At 57.0% G+C, this 16,078-nt stretch carries 16 protein-coding genes and 1 tRNA gene; 14 read left to right on the forward strand and 3 right to left on the reverse strand.

Going from position 1 to position 16,078, the window contains the following annotated elements; all coding sequences use genetic code 11:
- Positions 1-34: 34 nt before the first annotated feature.
- The 12 genes from H1Y61_RS03085 to visR all read left to right on the forward strand — a co-directional run bounded on the left by H1Y61_RS03085 (position 35) and on the right by visR (position 10,820).
- Positions 35-331, forward strand: coding sequence for an STAS domain-containing protein (locus H1Y61_RS03085; RefSeq protein WP_174111964.1), 297 nt, complete (start codon positions 35-37; stop codon positions 329-331).
- Complete coding sequence (gene cheY1 / locus H1Y61_RS03090) at positions 328-693, forward strand: chemotaxis response regulator CheY1 (RefSeq protein WP_006726298.1); 366 nt, start codon at positions 328-330, stop codon at positions 691-693. Before H1Y61_RS03085 ends, cheY1 begins: the two co-directional genes overlap by 4 nt.
- 15 nt (positions 694-708) lie before the next feature.
- Complete coding sequence (locus H1Y61_RS03095) at positions 709-2,964, forward strand: chemotaxis protein CheA (protein WP_180573686.1); 2,256 nt, start codon at positions 709-711, stop codon at positions 2,962-2,964.
- 4 nt (positions 2,965-2,968) lie between these two features.
- Positions 2,969-3,436: a chemotaxis protein CheW gene (locus H1Y61_RS03100; RefSeq protein WP_174111962.1), complete on the forward strand. Its 468-nt coding sequence runs from the start codon at positions 2,969-2,971 to the stop codon at positions 3,434-3,436.
- A complete protein-coding gene (cheR, locus tag H1Y61_RS03105; protein WP_015917358.1) occupies positions 3,433-4,341 on the forward strand; it encodes a protein-glutamate O-methyltransferase CheR in 909 nt (302 codons plus the stop codon). Before H1Y61_RS03100 ends, cheR begins: the two co-directional genes overlap by 4 nt.
- Positions 4,338-5,375 carry a protein-glutamate O-methylesterase CheB gene (cheB, locus tag H1Y61_RS03110; RefSeq protein ID WP_015917357.1) on the forward strand — a complete coding sequence of 346 codons (1,038 nt, stop codon included), beginning with the start codon at positions 4,338-4,340 and terminating at the stop codon, positions 5,373-5,375. Before cheR ends, cheB begins: the two co-directional genes overlap by 4 nt.
- Positions 5,375-5,764, forward strand: a complete 390-nt coding sequence (locus H1Y61_RS03115; RefSeq protein WP_015917356.1) for a response regulator — start codon at positions 5,375-5,377, stop codon at positions 5,762-5,764. The genes cheB and H1Y61_RS03115 overlap by 1 nt, the downstream gene beginning before the upstream one ends.
- Positions 5,761-6,315 carry a chemoreceptor glutamine deamidase CheD gene (gene cheD, locus H1Y61_RS03120; protein ID WP_015917355.1) on the forward strand — a complete coding sequence of 185 codons (555 nt, stop codon included), beginning with the start codon at positions 5,761-5,763 and terminating at the stop codon, positions 6,313-6,315. Before H1Y61_RS03115 ends, cheD begins: the two co-directional genes overlap by 4 nt.
- A 334-nt stretch (positions 6,316-6,649) precedes the next feature.
- Positions 6,650-6,979 (forward strand): chemotaxis protein CheT, encoded by a 330-nt coding sequence (gene cheT, locus H1Y61_RS03125; protein ID WP_174112157.1) that lies wholly within the window; start codon positions 6,650-6,652, stop codon positions 6,977-6,979.
- A gap of 277 nt (positions 6,980-7,256) precedes the next feature.
- Positions 7,257-8,945, forward strand: a complete 1,689-nt coding sequence (gene fliF / locus H1Y61_RS03130; protein WP_180573687.1) for a flagellar basal-body MS-ring/collar protein FliF — start codon at positions 7,257-7,259, stop codon at positions 8,943-8,945.
- Between the two features lie 331 nt (positions 8,946-9,276).
- Positions 9,277-9,930, forward strand: coding sequence for a transcriptional regulator VisN (gene visN / locus H1Y61_RS03135; protein ID WP_234617693.1), 654 nt, complete (start codon positions 9,277-9,279; stop codon positions 9,928-9,930).
- Positions 9,931-10,064: 134 nt separating this feature from the next.
- Positions 10,065-10,820, forward strand: coding sequence for a transcriptional regulator VisR (visR, locus tag H1Y61_RS03140; protein WP_174111960.1), 756 nt, complete (start codon positions 10,065-10,067; stop codon positions 10,818-10,820).
- 84 nt (positions 10,821-10,904) lie between these two features.
- Here the strand turns inward: visR and H1Y61_RS03145 are convergent, their stop codons facing one another.
- The 3 genes from H1Y61_RS03145 to H1Y61_RS03155 all read right to left on the reverse strand — a co-directional run bounded on the left by H1Y61_RS03145 (position 10,905) and on the right by H1Y61_RS03155 (position 13,503).
- Complete coding sequence (locus H1Y61_RS03145; protein WP_234627075.1) at positions 10,905-12,005, reverse strand: AI-2E family transporter; 1,101 nt, start codon at positions 12,003-12,005, stop codon at positions 10,905-10,907.
- Between the two features lie 199 nt (positions 12,006-12,204).
- Positions 12,205-12,281 (reverse strand) — tRNA-Arg (locus H1Y61_RS03150).
- Positions 12,282-12,339: 58 nt separating this feature from the next.
- Complete coding sequence (locus tag H1Y61_RS03155; RefSeq protein ID WP_180573688.1) at positions 12,340-13,503, reverse strand: M20 aminoacylase family protein; 1,164 nt, start codon at positions 13,501-13,503, stop codon at positions 12,340-12,342.
- A 176-nt stretch (positions 13,504-13,679) separates the two neighbouring features.
- On the opposite strand from H1Y61_RS03155, the gene H1Y61_RS03160 reads away from it, so the two are divergent.
- Positions 13,680-14,780, forward strand: coding sequence for a D-alanyl-D-alanine carboxypeptidase family protein (locus H1Y61_RS03160; protein WP_180574390.1), 1,101 nt, complete (start codon positions 13,680-13,682; stop codon positions 14,778-14,780).
- A 141-nt stretch (positions 14,781-14,921) separates the two neighbouring features.
- The gene (locus H1Y61_RS03165) at positions 14,922-16,073 is read left to right on the forward strand and encodes a CobW family GTP-binding protein (RefSeq protein WP_180574391.1); all 1,152 of its coding nucleotides are present in this window, start codon (positions 14,922-14,924) and stop codon (positions 16,071-16,073) included.
- The last annotated feature ends 5 nt before the right edge of the window (positions 16,074-16,078 follow it).

Below are 16,078 nucleotides of genomic sequence, written 5' to 3' on the forward strand. Positions count from 1 at the left end.
GGGGCGGTCGTTAGAAACAGTAGGGAAACAGTCTATGGCGAGCAAGAAAGGCGCATCGGCGCAGCTTAAACTGGCATCGGTGCTCGACTTGAATGAAGCGTCTCAGCTCAAGGACAAGCTTCTGTCCATGCGGGGAGGAGCAATTGAAATCGACGCATCCGGTGTCGAGCGAATGGGAGCGCTTTGCGCCCAGGTGCTCGTCTCGGGCGCGAAAACCTGGGAAGAAGACCAGAAAACCTTCTCGATAAAGCAGGCGTCAGACGCTTTCACCAAAACCATACAGCTCTTGGGCTTGAACAACGATCAACTGATCGCGGAGATCCGGCAATGAAGAAAAAAGTATTAACCGTGGATGACTCTAGAACCATCCGCAACATGCTTCTCGTGACCCTCAACAATGCGGGTTTCGAGACCATCCAGGCCGAAGACGGCGTCGAAGGTCTTGAAGTGCTTGAAGAGTGCAATCCCGACGTGATCGTCACCGATATCAACATGCCGCGCCTTGACGGTTTTGGTTTTATCGAGGGCGTACGCCGCAATGAAAAATACCGTGCCGTTCCGATCCTCGTTCTGACGACCGAAAGCGATGCTGAGAAGAAGAACCGTGCGCGCCAGGCTGGCGCTACCGGCTGGATCGTCAAGCCATTCGATCCGACGAAACTGATCGATGCGATTGAACGTGTAACCGCCTAACGGGGTCTGACTTCGATGGATATGAACGAAATCAAAGAGATCTTTTTCCAGGAATGCGAGGAACAGCTCGCGGAACTGGAATCCGGTCTTCTGAAAATGAACGATGGGGATCGTGACCCGGAGACGGTGAATGCTGTTTTCCGAGCTGTTCATTCCATCAAAGGAGGCGCAGGCGCGTTCGGTCTCGACGATCTCGTTGCCTTCGCTCACGTTTTTGAGACGACCCTTGATTGCGTTCGATCCAATAAGCTGGAACCGGGCATTGAAGTCATGAAGGTCATGCTCAAGTCGGCCGACGTGCTCGCCGACCTGACCAATGCTTCTCGTGACGGCGGCAGCGTCGATCCGTCTCGTTCAAGCGGCCTTGTCAAGGAATTGGAAGCGCTTGCCAAGGGTGAAGTGCCTTCGTCATCCACCACACCGGCAGCGCCTGCTCCAAAGGCGGCTGCCAAGCCTGCACCGGCGCCAGCAGCCACGGATGACAGCGGTTTTGCACCCGTTCCATTCTCCTTTGACGATTTTGCCGACGAAGAGCCTCCCATTGTGTCTCCTCCGCTTGAAGTGACCTTCAAGCCGCGCCGGGATCTCTACGCCAAGGGCAATGACGCCACGCTTTTGCTGCGTGATCTGTCGCGCATCGGCGAAGTCAGCCTGAACTGCAACGTAAGCGCCGTTCCGACGCTGGAATCCATGGATCCAGAGGAGGCCTACTTCTCCTGGAAAATCCTGGTGAAGAGCGAAAAAGGCGAAGAAGGCGTTCGGACTGTTTTCGAGTTTGCCGAATGGGATTGCGAACTGGAAATCAAGGAACAGGAAGCGACTGTTGCTGAAGGGAGCGATGAGCTGCCGATGGTACCGGTGCCGTTCGATCTGTCCGCGCTGGACGACGATAGCGGCGTTGAAGAGGTTGACGATAGCGCCGTCGACTTGATCGCAGAGGCCGTGGAAGCCGCCGATACGGCAACCAAAGTGGTCAGTGCCGTCAGGGAGAAGAGAGAATCTCCAGCCGCTGCTGCCGCCGCTGCCGCTGCCGCTGCGCAAAACCAGTCCGCAGCTTCTGCTGCCGGGCAAACGATCCGCGTCGATCTCGATCGCGTCGATCGCCTGATCAACCTGGTGGGCGAGCTTGTCATCAACCAGGCCATGCTGTCGCAGAGCGTCATCGAAAATGACACCAACGGCACATCGTCGATCAATATGGGCCTCGAAGAGCTGCAACAGCTCACCCGCGAGATCCAGGATTCGGTCATGGCGATCCGTGCTCAGCCGGTCAAGCCGGTGTTCCAGCGCATGTCGCGTATCGTGCGAGAAGTCGCTGATATGGTTGGCAAATCGATCCGTCTGGTCACCGAAGGTGAGAACACCGAGGTGGACAAGACGGTCATCGATAAGCTGGCCGAACCGCTGACCCACATGATCCGAAATGCCGTTGACCATGGTATCGAAACCCCCGAAAAGCGTAGTGCCGCCGGCAAGAACCCGGAAGGCACGGTCAAGCTGACGGCAAAGCACCGGTCTGGCCGTATTGTGATCGAACTGGTCGATGATGGCGCCGGTATCAACCGCGAGCGGGTCCGCCAGAAGGCAATCGACAACGATATCATCGCTGCCGACGCCAATCTGTCCGATGAGGAAATCGACAATCTGATCTTCATGCCGGGCTTTTCGACGGCGGACAAAATTTCCGACATTTCCGGCCGTGGCGTTGGCATGGACGTGGTCAAGCGGTCCATTCAGGCCTTGGGCGGGCGCATCTCCATCAGCTCGCGCCCCGGTCAGGGCTCGACTTTTACCATGAGCTTGCCGCTGACACTGGCGGTTCTGGATGGCATGGTGGTCACGGTTGCCGGTCAGACGCTTGTCGTTCCGTTGACGGCTATCGTTGAAACCTTGCAGCCGGAAGCGCAGAACATCCATTCCTTCGGGGCCAACCAGCGGCTGATTTCGATCCGCAACAGCTTCTGCCCATTGGTGGATGTCGGTCGGATCCTGAATTTCCGGTCAGTCCAGGCCAACCCGATCGATGGTGTTGCTCTGCTGGTTGAATCGGAAGGTGGCGGTCAGCGCGCCTTGATGGTTGATGCCATCCAGGGTCAGCGCCAGGTGGTCATCAAGAGCCTCGAGGCTAACTATACGCATGTGCCCGGCATCGCCGCGGCAACCATTCTGGGCGATGGCCGCGTGGCTCTGATCCTGGATGTGGATGCTGTCGTCGCTGCCTCGCGCGGTCAGTCTCTCAAGCAGGAAATGTCGTTAGCCGTCGCAGGATAGTTCTATGTCGAATGCGGTCAAAAGTCTGGTTCAGGGAAATCGCGAGTTGATCGCGTTTCGTATCGGTGATCAGGAGTTTTGCGTCAACATCATGCAGGTGCGGGAAATCCGTGGATGGACCCCCGCAACGCCGTTGCCGCAGTCTCCTCATTACGTGATGGGCGTGATCAACCTGCGCGGAGCCGTCTTGCCGATCGTCGATCTGGCGATTCGGCTCGGGCTGAAGCGGACAGAACCGACAGTCCGGCATGTGATTATCGTGGTCCAGACCAGGACCAAGGTCGTCGGCCTGCTGGTGGATGCCGTGTCCGACGTACTGAGCGTGACAGATGAGACAATCCAACCGACACCTGAGGTCTCGTCTGATCTCGAGCGTCAATACGCAAGAGGCATCCTCGCCATTGACAAACGGATGATCTGTTTGATTGAGCTGGCGGGCCTTTTCTCTGAAACTGAAAGCGAAGCGGCATGACATCGACCTTTTCTGCGCATAGCCGGCAATCGGACGACGAGATCATGGCCAGTGGCGAATACCCGTTGACCCGTCGCGATCTCAACGAAATTGCTGCGATGATCTATGCCGATGCCGGGATTGCGTTGAACGATTCCAAGGCTTCCCTTGTCTATTCGAGACTGTCGAAGCATATTCGCAATCTTGGATTGCGTGGCTTTCGGGAGTATTGCGCGCTCGTGTCGTCCCAGGAGGGGGCCGGGGCGCGACGTGAAATGTTGTCGCATCTGACAACGAATTTCACCCGGTTCTTTCGTGAGAACCATCACTTCGATCATTTGCGCACCGAGGTTCTGCCGGGGTTGATCAACCGCGCCAAGGCCGGTGGTCGCGTGCGGATCTGGTCTGCCGCCTGTTCCGATGGGCAGGAGCCCTATTCCATCGCCCTGACGGTCCTGTCCTTGATGCCGAATGCTGCCGATTACGATTTCAGGATATTGGCAACGGATATCGATCCGAAGATCCTGGCGCTGGCCCGGGCCGGAGCCTATGACGAAACGGCGCTGGAAACCGTGAGCCCAGCCATGCGCAAGCAATGGTTCCGCGATGTCGATGTCGGTGGACGCCGGAAATTCCAGGTCGATGATCGGGTCAAGAAGCTGATCACCTTCAACGAGCTGAATCTGATGGCGCAATGGCCGATCAAAGGACCGTTCGACGTGATCTTCTGCCGCAATGTGGTGATCTATTTCGATGAGCCCACCCAGGTGAAGATTTGGTCGCGGTTTGCCGGGCTTCTGCCGGAAGGTGGTCATCTTTATATCGGCCACTCCGAGCGGGTATCTGGCGATCCGAAGAACCTGTTCGATAATATCGGTATCACCACTTACAAATATACCGGCAAGACCGGAGGGCGCAAAGCATGATATCAGCCGCTCGCGTTCTTGTCGTCGATGACAGCCCAACCATGCGGGGACTGATCACCGCCGTTCTCAATTCCGATCCGGAAGTCAGCGTCATTGGCCAGGCCAAGGATGCCATGGAGGCACGTGCCGCCATCAAGCAGCTGAACCCGGATGTGGTGACGCTCGATATTGAAATGCCAAACATGAATGGTTTGGAATTTCTCGAAAAGATCATGCGGCTGCGGCCGATGCCGGTGATCATGGTTTCGACCATGACCCATCGCGGAGCTGAAGCGACGCTGGCTGCCTTGGAAATTGGCGCATTCGACTGTGTCGGCAAGCCGATGCCGGGTGAGGCTCGTCCGTTCGGCGATCTTGCCGAGAAGGTCAAGGCTGCGGCCCGCTCCCAGCGCCGGCAGATCATGCAGGCAGCGCCTGTTGCCACGCCTGCGGCCGATTTTCGGGTGGGTCGCAAAATCGTGGCGATCGGTTCCTCGACAGGGGGTGTCGAAGCGCTGATTGCCGTGTTGCAGAAGTTTCCACCTAATTGCCCGCCGACGGTGATTACCCAACATATGCCGCCGACATTTACCAAGAGTTTTGCTGAGCGGCTGAACCGGCTCTGCGCTCCGGTGGTAGAGGAAGCAACGGACGGTGCCAGATTGCAGATCGGTAAGATCTACCTGGCCCCTGGTGGAGAACGGCATCTGCAAGTGGTGAACGCATCCGCTCCCAGTTGCCGTTTGCTGGACACGCCCCCGGTCAATGGACACCGGCCATCGGTCGATGTTCTCTTTGATTCGGTGGCGGAATTGGCTGGACGCAATGCTGTTGGCGTCATACTGACAGGTATGGGACGCGATGGAGCGTCTGGATTGCTCAAAATGCGAAGTGCAGGCGCACGGACCATAGGGCAGAACGAAAAGACCTGTGTGGTCTATGGTATGCCTCGCGTTGCCCATGAACTGGGTGCCGTCGAGCATCAATTGCCGCTTGGCTCAATCGGCGAAGAAATTCTCAAACTCACGGCCGCACGGAAAGAAGGTTATGAATAATGTCAATAGCTGAAAAAATTAAGGTCCTGATAGTGGACGACCAGGTGACCAGCCGCTTGCTTTTAAGTGATGCGCTGACTCAGCTGGGTTTCAAGCAGATCACGGCTGCCGGTGACGGTGAGCAGGGGATGAAGATCATGGCGCAACAGCCCCATCATCTGGTGATCTCTGACTTCAATATGCCGAAGATGGACGGTCTCGGCCTTCTCCAGGCTGTTCGCGCCAATCCAGCGACCAAGAAGGCGGCCTTCATCATTCTGACTGCCCAAGGGGACAGGGCGCTGGTGCAGAAGGCGGCCCAATTGGGTGCCAATAACGTCCTCGCCAAGCCGTTTACCATCGAAAAGATGAAGGCGGCCATTGAAGCTGTTTTCGGAGCATTAAAATGAGTGACGAAGCTGCGGCTCGCAGGGTCCATATTATTCAAGGTGAATACAAGGTTGTCAGCGACCCGAATGTGGTGCTTTCAACCATCCTGGGTTCCTGCGTGGCTGCATGCATACGTGATCCCATTGCCGGTGTCGGAGGCATGAACCATTTCCTCCTGCCGGGCTCTGCCAATCCCGGCATGGGAGGCGGGGATGCCACGCGCTATGGCGTCCATCTGATGGAGTTGCTGATCAACGGCCTCTTGAAGAAGGGAGCTCGGCGCGATCGTCTGGAAGCCAAGATTTTCGGGGGCGCCAAGACGATTGCGACGTTCTCGAATGTTGGCGAACAGAATGCCGCCTTCGCTGCACAGTTTCTGAAAGATGAAGGCATCAAGGTGGTTGGCTCTTCCACGGGCGGCGAGCATGGCCGCAAGCTGGAATTCTGGCCGATCAGCGGTCGTGCCCGCCAGTATCCTCTGACAGGAGCGGAAACGCAAAAGACCGTGGCCATGGAACAGCGACCGGTCAAAGTGCAAAAGCCGGTGGAAAGCTCAATCGAATTTTTTTAACGGTTCCGTTCTTTCACAGGCAATCCATATTGATCAAAGTTGCGTAACGATTTTGAAGGACAATCCAAGGTATGTGATGCGGCTGACGGCACGATGTATTCGAGCAAGGCTGGCATGAAATGAATGACAATCCGAACCTTGTTTACGGTTTCGGATGAGCGGAATGGACAACCCCTCGCTCGTTTACACAAGCTCAGGGCGGGACTGAATAAAAAGCATAAATGGTGCGTGCCGCGCGGCTTTTGTCCGTGGTGGGTTCCGGGAGAACAGAACTGCGAAGCCTGAGTCAGTATTGGAGGCCACGAGCGTGGAAGAATCACTACCTGAAATTCTGATGCGTGTTGTGACGGAACTTCACGACGTTGCCTATCTGATCGAGCGGGTCGAGCCGCAATTACTGGAACTGGGTGGCTCAAAGGCGTTGGAATCAGCCGAGACGCTGAAAGTCTTGCAAGGTATCGATCTCGCCGTGCAGAAATCGCGCGGGTTGGCGGAATTTATCGATACCATTACGGCGGATGTTTCCGATGACTGGAAAGTGGACATGACGACGGCGCTCAGCCTCGTCAAGCTGGCCGAAATGCAGAAGGCACTGGGCGATGGTTTGCGTCATGGCCATTCGCAGCCTCTCAGCAAAGTTGCCGGCGATTTCGATTTTTTCTGATCTCTGCAAGCCCCGAGAGAGCATTTCCAGCAGAAGTGCGAGGCCGTTTGCCCCCGCAAATACGTAGAAATAAAGAGAAAGAATTTTGTAATTCCATAAATACACAAATACTAAAGTGTTCAGATCGCTCCTTTCCGGGGCGATCTTCGTTTTGGGACATTCGTTTCCGCACACCGGGCTTCCTTCGCAGGCTTCAGGAAACGCTCGCACAAGCTTCGCGTCCTAGGGTGACACTAGGCCAAAAGCCGTAACCTCATGTTTGACGGTGCGAGACAGAATGAATCTGTTCAATCAACTACTCCAGGTCTTCAAGAACCTTTCGTCCTTGGGACCGACTAAACTATGGACCCTTGCGGGTGTTGGCGTCGTTTCGGTGGCGCTGGTTATCGGTGCGGCGTTTTTTATTAATAAGCCTGCCTTTGAGACCCTTTACGTTGGCCTCGAAGCGACAGACGTTAATCAAATCAGTATTGCGCTGGCTGAAGCGGGCGTCGGTTTCCAGACTGGCGCCGATGGCAAGAGCATTCAGGTCCAGGCCGGAATGACCGGCAAAGCCCGTTTGTTGCTGGCCGAACGCGGCCTGCCCAATAGCACCAATGCTGGCTACGAACTGTTCGATAATGTCGGCTCCCTAGGTCTGACATCCTTCATGCAGGAAGTGACCCGGGTGCGCGCCCTTGAGGGCGAGATTGCCAGGACGATCCAGCAGATCAACGGTATTGCGGCAGCCCGCGTGCATATCGTCATGCCGGATGTCGGGAATTTCCGGCGCGGCGCGCAGAAGCCAACGGCCTCGGTGATGATCAGAGCCGGCTCCGATGCTGGTCGCAAATCCGCAGCTTCGATTCGCCATCTGGTGGCGTCGGCTGTACCAGGTCTTGAAGTCGATGATGTCACCATTCTGGATTCGACCGGCCAGTTGCTGGCATCGGGCGATGAGACGGGTGGGGCTGCAAACCGGAATCTCGGCGTTGCCCAGTCGGTTCAACAGGAAATCGAATCGAACATCGACAAGGCGCTCGCACCTTTCCTCGGTATGGACAATTTCCGCTCCAGCGTCACGGCGCAGTTGAATACCGACCAGCAGCAGATCCAGGAAACGGTCTACGATCCCGAATCCAAGGTCGAACGCTCGACCCGCACCACCAAGGAAGCGCAGAAGTCGCAGCAGCGGCAATCCGATACCGCAGCGACTGTGGAGCAGAATATTCCGCAGGCAGCTCCGCAAGCGGGCGGTGCTGGCCCTGAATCGTCCGACCAGCAGGACAAGAAGGAAGAGCAGACCAACTACGAAATCAACAGCAAGACGATTGCCACCGTCAAGAACGGCTATACGCTGGACAAGCTTTCCGTGGCCGTGGTGGTCAACAAGCAGCGTATCGCCACCATGGTCGGCGAGCCGGTCGATCAGGCCAAGATCGATGCCTATCTGGCGGAAATGCAGAAGATCGTCAAATCGGCTGCTGGGCTCGATGACAAGCGTGGCGACGTGGTGACGCTGACGGCGATGGACTTCCTGGAGAATCAGCTGCTGAGCGAGGCTCCAACCGGACCCGGTGTGATGGAAATCCTCAGCCGCAACATGGCGGGTATTATCAACTCGCTTGCCTTCCTCGCCGTTGCTTTCCTTGTTGTCTGGATGGGCATTCGTCCGATGGTACGCTCGATGGGCGGCGGTGGAACTGCGGCGCTTGAGGGTGGCAGCGACGCTATTGCCGGACTGGAACTGCCCGACTTCTCGCCCGGTCTTGATGCCGGTGCCGGCGGCGGCCTGATGGATGGCTTTGGTTCCGATTTCGGCTTCGATAGCGCTGATGATGTCCTTGCCCTCGACAATGACCCGAATGGCGGCTTCAACCGTCGCGTCAAGGAAGGCCCGGAACGGCGCCTGGCGCGTATGGTGGAAATCTCGGAAGAGCGCGCTGCCAAGATCCTGCGCAAATGGGCGGTCGAGAACGCAGCCTGATCCTTCAATCCAATCGAATAGGGGAGCTGCGCTGGCGAAAGTCGGCGCAGCTTTTTTGTATGGTGCGGATAAGCCACACCTTCTGTACTAATCCCCGTAGCGTTTAGAAGTTATTTACATACAATAACAACATGGTGATTCGGCATGTTTCGAATGACGCGCCTAACCACGGAATGGGCGGCTTCCGTGGCAAAGCATATAGAGAGGTGGCCGTTTCGTCCCTTGAAAGGGGAGCCTTATGAGTGTCGAACTCCTTGAGCCTGGGGGCTATCAAGGGATCCGTAGCCAGAAGACGGCGAACAGGCCTGAAGGGCCCAGGTTGCGTGATGCGATGATCAGGCAGCTTTCCTCGGCAGCGTCCTCAGGAAAGCTTCGGGTGGCAATGCATATCCTGACGGATTATGCCGGAGCTTCGCACTATCTCCTGGCGCGATACGACCTTATTCAGGAACATGGGCTGGATTTCGTGGTGACGGCCGACTGGCCGTTCGATCTGGCGCGTGGGGTTGCCACGGAATTGTCGGCTGCCTGTTCACGGGCCACAGAGCTTGAAAAATGCTTGGGTCTGCTGCAAGCAAAATTCGTGCTCCTGCCTGACGACCTGGAACTGCCCTTAGGGGCCAGCCGTCAATATTGCTCCGTCATGTTCAATGTTGGGCGCACACGGCTGGCGCTGGTCATGCTTCTTCCGGACGGATTTGTAATCTCGCCGGACCGGTTGCGGGACGTGGGTTTGTTGGCAGCCTATTGCGTTAGCCTGTCGACGGGACGGTCGCAGAAAGCAGATCGTGATTTTGAGCTGACGGAACGTGAATTGGAATGCCTATTTTGGATTGCTGAAGGCAAGACAAGCGATGAAATAGCCACGATTCTGGGTATTTCCCGCAATACAATCAATAATTACATCACCAGTGTGATGCGCAAGACAGCTACGAAAACTCGCTCTGAAGCGATTGCCTACGCGGTTCGCAACAATCTGGTCTAACGCCGACTGCCCTTCAAGGTGACGGTTGGCATTCTAATTCAGGATATCTCGAGTCTTTGATGTCTTGAGACATCCACAACCACTTCAAGATGGAGATGCGTTCGCATCTTCAAGCGTTGGTATGAAAGGCAGCCATGGCGTTTAATGCAGACATGTCGAGCGGCAGGACAGGATCGGCGGCAGATCTGAAAGCCCGGCTGGCTGCGAACCGGGGCGATATTTTTCCTCGGCTGATTGCCATGCAGAAGACGATCAACGCCCGCAGCTTCGCGGTGTTTCGGGTTGCGGGTTCAGGCCTGCCGCGTAAACGCATGTTGCAATGCGAATGTGAAAGCTGGGCGGCTAGCGGCATGGTCGGCAGCTATAGCGACGCATTTGTGTCCTGCTATGGCGACCTTCTGCTGAGCCATATCGACGATTTGCTGCTGCCTTTGATGTGGAATGCCAAGGACAACGCCACATTCTGTATCAGCAGTGAGTTTGGGGCTTTCGTATCGCGCCTGCCTGCTGGCAATCTGCCGTTTTCGGGTGTTGCCTTTCCTGTCCGGCTGGGCGCTGTCGGCAATGGCTATGTCATCTTCGCATTAAACGGATCTGAGGATCTCGATAGTGATGTAATGATCGACATGCATAATCGCAGCTGCAAGCTGATGATGGACATTCTGTCCCTGAGCGAGCGAAAAGTAGCGCCCTCCGAGGCGTTGAGCGACCGGGAAATCGCCTGCCTGCAATTGGCGGGCGACGGGCGGATCAGCGAAGAAATTGCCGAAAATCTCGGCCTCTCGGTCCATACCGTCAATGCTTACCTGGGATCGGCGACGATCAAGCTTGATTCGGTCAACCGTATACAGGCAATCGCCAAGGCTATCAGGCTCGGCTATATCAACTGAGTTTCTAAATAGATTTCCCTATCGGCTTGTTTGCCTGGCAGGAATTTCCGAACCGGTTTGGCGTAAAGCGCTGCCGAAGCGCGATCACTCTGGCTGTTTGGCTTCCAGGAGCCATTCGCGCCAGATGGCCACCAGGATCGCCATCAGCACCGGGCCGACGAACAGGCCGAGCATGCCCATGGTCTTGACGCCGCCGATCAGGCCGAAGAATGTTGGCAGGAAGGGGAGTTTGATTGGTCCGCCCACCAGTCTCGGTCGCAATGTCTTATCGACAATGAAAAGCTCCACAGTTCCCCAGGCAAGCAATCCGACCCCTGCAATGGTCGATCCGCTGGCAACCAGATAGATCGAGACCAGGGTGAAGGACAGCGGCGCGCCACCGGGAATGAGCGCCATGAAGCCGGTGATAATGCCCAGCGTGACGGGGGAAGGCACGCCGGCGATCCAATAGGCGAGGCCAAGCACGATGCCTTCGCCGACCGCAATGATCGTCATGCCGGTCACCGTGGAACTGATGGTCAGCGGAACCAGACGAGATACCCGTTCCCAGCGACCGGGCAGGATGCGTTCACCGACAATATCAACTTGCGCGACAATCCGCTCCCCGTCGCGATAGACGAAAAACAGGGCGATCAGCATGAAGAGCAGGGTGAGAAAACTGTGGAAGGCCGAGGAGCCGACCACCAGCAGGCCACGGTAAATCGTGCCGATATTGGCGCCGCTGATCAGTTGCACCAATTCACCAAGCGCGCCGGGATGGCCGACATATTGATCCCAATGCTCGGAAAGCCAGGCTCCGGCCAGAGGAACCTGGATTAACCATTGCGGGACCGGCGCGCCGACTTCATTGGCCCTCAAGGCCCAGACGCCCCAGCTTTTCACCTCATCGACGGCATAGATACCAGCAAGTGAAATGGGAACGACAATGAAGGAGACGACAAGAATGATGGCAATCGTCGCACCAATTGTCCTATTGCCACGGGCGAGGCCCAGGATGCGCCGATAGATCGGCCAGCTTGCAAAGCCGATCACCATGGCGGCCAGCAACGGCACGATGAAACCGTAGAAAAAATAGGCGCTGGCCATCAAGACGGCCAGCAGCAGCCAGCGCGCCGCCGAGGTTGGTGCAACCAGCGCATAGCGCTCTGCGGCAGCTCGCCGTACAGGAACGGCGGGCGGTGTCACGACGCTATCGTTTTTCGCAGTTCTCACGGTCACCAATACACTCCGAAGTCCAAAAGCCTCTCTGAAGCATGATAACTTCAGCATGAGCCGACGCAGGTCCGCGCCCGGTCGACCGATATTAGTTCCTAATTCCAAAAAGCTTGTGAAAATATGGCAGCCGCACTGCAAAATATCGTTTATTTCGCTTTTGGCTTAAAAATGGTGATTCCGACGCGATTCGAACGCGTGACCCTCAGATTAGGAATCTGATGCTCTATCCTGCTGAGCTACGGAACCACTGCCTATCTCCATACAAAAACCCGTTCGTGAAGCCAAGCCTTTTCCTTGCGATATCTCAATCCCCCAGCCGCTGTTCGGCAAGCCTGACCCAGTAGGAAATGCCGTAGGCGATGGCTTCGTCGTTGAAATCATAGGCCGGGTTGTGAAGGCCCGCCGTATTGCCATTGCCGATCATGATATAGGCGCCGGGTCTGGCCTTCAGCATGAAGGCGAAGTCTTCGCCTGCCATGGAGGGATCAACGTCGGTGTTAACATTACCTTCGCCGACGATATCGATGGCGGCGCGGGCGGCATTGTCGGTTTCCTTAGGATGATTGGCCGTGACCGGGCAGGGGCGCTCATAGATCACCTCTGCTTCTGCTCCATGGGCGCTGGCGATGCCAGCGACGATTTCGCGGATCCGGCGCTCTGCCATGTCCTGTGTTTCGTCGTCATGGGTGCGCACAGTACCGGTCAGTTCGGCCTGCTCGGGAATGATGTTGTGGGTCGTTCCTGCCTGAAAGCGGGTGACGGAGACGACGACCGAGCGCACCGGATTGGCGCTGCGCGCCGCGATCAATTGCAGATTGGTGACGATCTGGGCGCCGATGGCAATCGGATCGATGGCGCGGTGCGGTTCGGCAGCATGGCCGCCACGGCCCTTGATGGTGATGAAGAATTTGTCCGGAGCGGCCATGATCCCGCCCTTGCGGATCGCGAAGGTGCCAACCGGCATGCCGGGCATGTTGTGCATGCCATAGACTTCGGCGATGTCGAAGCGCTCCATCAGGCCGTCTTCCACCATGGCAAGCGCGCCTGCTCCGCCTTCTTCGGCGGGCTGGAAAATTACGGCAACCGAGCCGTTGAAATTACGGTTCTCGGCCAGATATTTCGCGGCACCCAGCAGCATGGCGGTATGGCCGTCATGGCCACAGGCATGCATGCGGCCATCGGTTTTCGAGGCCCAGGGTTTGCCGGTGATTTCCTGTAGAGGCAGGGCGTCCATGTCGGCGCGAAGGCCGATCACCCGGCTGCCATCGCCGCGTCCCTTGATCAGACCAACGACGCCGGTGCGCCCTAAACCCGTCACCACCTCATCGACGCCGAATTCCGTCAGTTTTTCCGCCACGAAGGCAGCCGTCTCATGGACGTCATACAGAATTTCCGGATTCTGGTGCAGATGATGGCGCCATTGCCGGACATCGGCTTCCAGTTCTGCGGCGCGGTTCAAGATTGGCATCGGTTTTCCTGATCACATGCGTTTGAACCGGGCGGGTCCGGCTCATTTATCACTCGGTTGCAATTGACGTTACTGATGGGCTTTGCCATTGGTTCGACATATAGGACATATGGTTGCCCGATGCGAGAGACATTCAGGGTTGCCTGTCCAGTTTCCGGAAGGAGAAGTCATTGTCTGTGCTGCCTCGCCAGATCCGGCGCGCCTTTGTTGCCGTTGCCTTGTGTGCCGCCATGCTGCCGTCTACGGTCGCCGCCAACCCCGTGCTGGTGGTGGATGTCAACTCCCTGACGGTGTTGGAGCACCAGGATAGTTTCAAGAAATGGTATCCGGCCTCGCTGACCAAGCTGATGACGGCCTATACGACGTTCAGGGCGCTGAGAGCCGGCGAAGTGCGTCTGGATAGCGTGGTGACACTGAGTGCCTTTGCAGCGTCGCAAGCGCCGAGCAAAATGTTTTTCAAGCCCGGCTCGAAAATGACGCTGGACGACGCCTTGAAGATGATGCTGGTGAAATCCGCCAATGACATTGCCATGGCCGTGGCTGAAAATGTCGGTGGCAGCCAGACGGCGTTCGTTGCTCGGATGAATGCCGAGGCGGCCCGGCTTGGCATGACATCCAGCCATTTCGTCAATCCGAATGGGCTGCCAGCCCCCGGACAATATTCCACGGCTCGCGATCTTGCGGTGCTGGCCGTGACCATTCGCCGCGAATTTCCTGAATATGCAGGCTATTTCAAGATCGAAGCGATTGATACCGGCAAAAAGATCTATCCCAATGTCAACATGCTGGTCGGCCGCTTCGATGGGGTCGATGGCATGAAGACCGGTTATATCTGTGCCTCCGGTTTCAATCAGATCACCTCTGCGACCCGCAATGGCCGCACCCTGATCACCGTGGTTATGGGCGCTGACAGCCTGGCGGCACGCGCCGATATTTCCGCCAATCTGCTCCAGAAATATTTCGATCGACCCAATGCTCAGGGATCGCGCCTTTCGGCGCTAGGGCCTGACAGCGTTGACGGTTTGAACGCGGTGAATGACGTGTCTGCCGAAATGTGCTCCACGGAGGCACGCAAGCGGCGCAGCGAAACCCGGGACGAGACCGGCCGGATGAAGCTGCAATCGCCCTATATCCATGAAATGTCCGCGCCGCCGGTGCCAGTCTTTGCTGGCCTCATCCCCGGCAGTGAGCCGCCGGATCCGCCACCGGCTGCTTCGGGTGCCAAACAGCAGCAGATGGGCGAAGTTCCCCGCCCCACGCCGCGCCCGCAAATGTAATGCGGGGCGCCATTGATAATGGCAGTCCGTGTTTTCTTTTCGAATACCTCAAGCCTTTAATAGATTTGTAAAATTCGAAATTCTTTCAAGTCGAGGATGCGTGAGCATCTCCCAGCCTTCGTATAAGAAGAGGTCATGACCATGGTTGCCCTTGCCGACCGCATTCCTGTTTCGATTCTGACCGGCTTTCTCGGCGCAGGAAAATCCACGCTGCTCAACCGGCTGCTGAAAGATCCCGCCATGCGCGACGCGGCGGTGATCATCAATGAATTTGGCGAAGTGGGGATCGATCACCTCTTGGTCGAAGCCTCCAGCGATTCCATCGTTCAGCTTTCGGATGGGTGCCTATGCTGCACGGTGCGGGGTGAATTGATTGATACGCTGGCCGAACTGGTTGATGCCTTGCAGACCGGGCGGATCAAGACCTTGTCGCGGGTGGTGATCGAAACCACCGGATTGGCGGACCCCGCCCCGGTGATGCAGTCGGTGATGGGACATCCTGTTTTGTCTCAATCGTTTCAGCTGGAAGGGCTTGTCACCGTGATTGATGTGGTCAATGGCGAGAAAACTTTGGACAGTTACAGCGAAGCTGTCCGGCAGGTGGCGGTGGCCGACCGGCTGGTGATGACCAAGGCGAGCCTTGCTGATGAAGGTGCCGTCGCAAGGTTGAAGAGCCGGATTGCCGGGCTGAACCCACGGGCGGTTGTTGTCGATGCGGAAACATCGGCTGCCGGTGAAGCGGTGATCCTGAACAATGGTCTTTATGATCCGGCGACAAAAATGCCGGACGTGGCGCGGTGGTTGCAGGAAGAGCAACACGCGGAGGATCATCGTCACCACGACCACGACCACGACCACGACCACGACCACGACCATCATCATGCCCACCATCACCATGACGATGTCACACGTCACGGCGCCACGATCCGCTCCTTCTCCATCCTGCACGACGATCCGGTCGATCCGGCGGCGCTCCATATGTTCATCGACCTGCTACGGTCGGCTCATGGTGAAAAAATGCTGCGGATGAAGGCGGTGGTCGGGCTGAAAGACGATCCCGAGCGGCCGGTCGTCATTCATGGTGTGCAATCGATCTTTCATCCGCCGCATCGGCTGGCAGCCTGGCCTGATCCCTCCGACCGCCGGAGCCGGCTGGTGATGATTACTGATGGGCTGGACGAAGCCTATGTGCGGGACTTGTTTGATGCCTTCACAGGTAAAGTGGCGATAGACCGACCGGATCGGAAGGCTCTGGAAGACAATCCCCTGGCAGTGCCGGGCATGACCTTCTGATCGGC

The sequence above is a fragment of the Agrobacterium vitis genome, from assembly GCF_013426735.1.
Classification (GTDB): Bacteria; Pseudomonadota; Alphaproteobacteria; order Rhizobiales; family Rhizobiaceae; genus Allorhizobium; species Allorhizobium vitis_D.

What these genes read in the sequence shown, in the direction of transcription:
- H1Y61_RS03085 (WP_174111964.1), top strand. Translation starts at nt 35, where the DNA reads ATGGCGAGCAAGAAAGGCGCATCGGCGCAGCTTAAACTGGCATCGGTG.
- cheY1 (WP_006726298.1), top strand. Translation starts at nt 328, where the DNA reads ATGAAGAAAAAAGTATTAACCGTGGATGACTCTAGAACCATCCGCAAC.
- H1Y61_RS03095 (WP_180573686.1), top strand. Translation starts at nt 709, where the DNA reads ATGGATATGAACGAAATCAAAGAGATCTTTTTCCAGGAATGCGAGGAA.
- H1Y61_RS03100 (WP_174111962.1), top strand. Translation starts at nt 2,969, where the DNA reads ATGTCGAATGCGGTCAAAAGTCTGGTTCAGGGAAATCGCGAGTTGATC.
- cheR (WP_015917358.1), top strand. Translation starts at nt 3,433, where the DNA reads ATGACATCGACCTTTTCTGCGCATAGCCGGCAATCGGACGACGAGATC.
- cheB (WP_015917357.1), top strand. Translation starts at nt 4,338, where the DNA reads ATGATATCAGCCGCTCGCGTTCTTGTCGTCGATGACAGCCCAACCATG.
- H1Y61_RS03115 (WP_015917356.1), top strand. Translation starts at nt 5,375, where the DNA reads ATGTCAATAGCTGAAAAAATTAAGGTCCTGATAGTGGACGACCAGGTG.
- cheD (WP_015917355.1), top strand. Translation starts at nt 5,761, where the DNA reads ATGAGTGACGAAGCTGCGGCTCGCAGGGTCCATATTATTCAAGGTGAA.
- cheT (WP_174112157.1), top strand. Translation starts at nt 6,650, where the DNA reads ATGCGTGTTGTGACGGAACTTCACGACGTTGCCTATCTGATCGAGCGG.
- fliF (WP_180573687.1), top strand. Translation starts at nt 7,257, where the DNA reads ATGAATCTGTTCAATCAACTACTCCAGGTCTTCAAGAACCTTTCGTCC.
- visN (WP_234617693.1), top strand. Translation starts at nt 9,277, where the DNA reads ATGATCAGGCAGCTTTCCTCGGCAGCGTCCTCAGGAAAGCTTCGGGTG.
- visR (WP_174111960.1), top strand. Translation starts at nt 10,065, where the DNA reads ATGGCGTTTAATGCAGACATGTCGAGCGGCAGGACAGGATCGGCGGCA.
- H1Y61_RS03155 (WP_180573688.1), bottom strand. Translation starts at nt 13,503, where the DNA reads ATGCCAATCTTGAACCGCGCCGCAGAACTGGAAGCCGATGTCCGGCAA.
- H1Y61_RS03165 (WP_180574391.1), top strand. Translation starts at nt 14,922, where the DNA reads ATGGTTGCCCTTGCCGACCGCATTCCTGTTTCGATTCTGACCGGCTTT.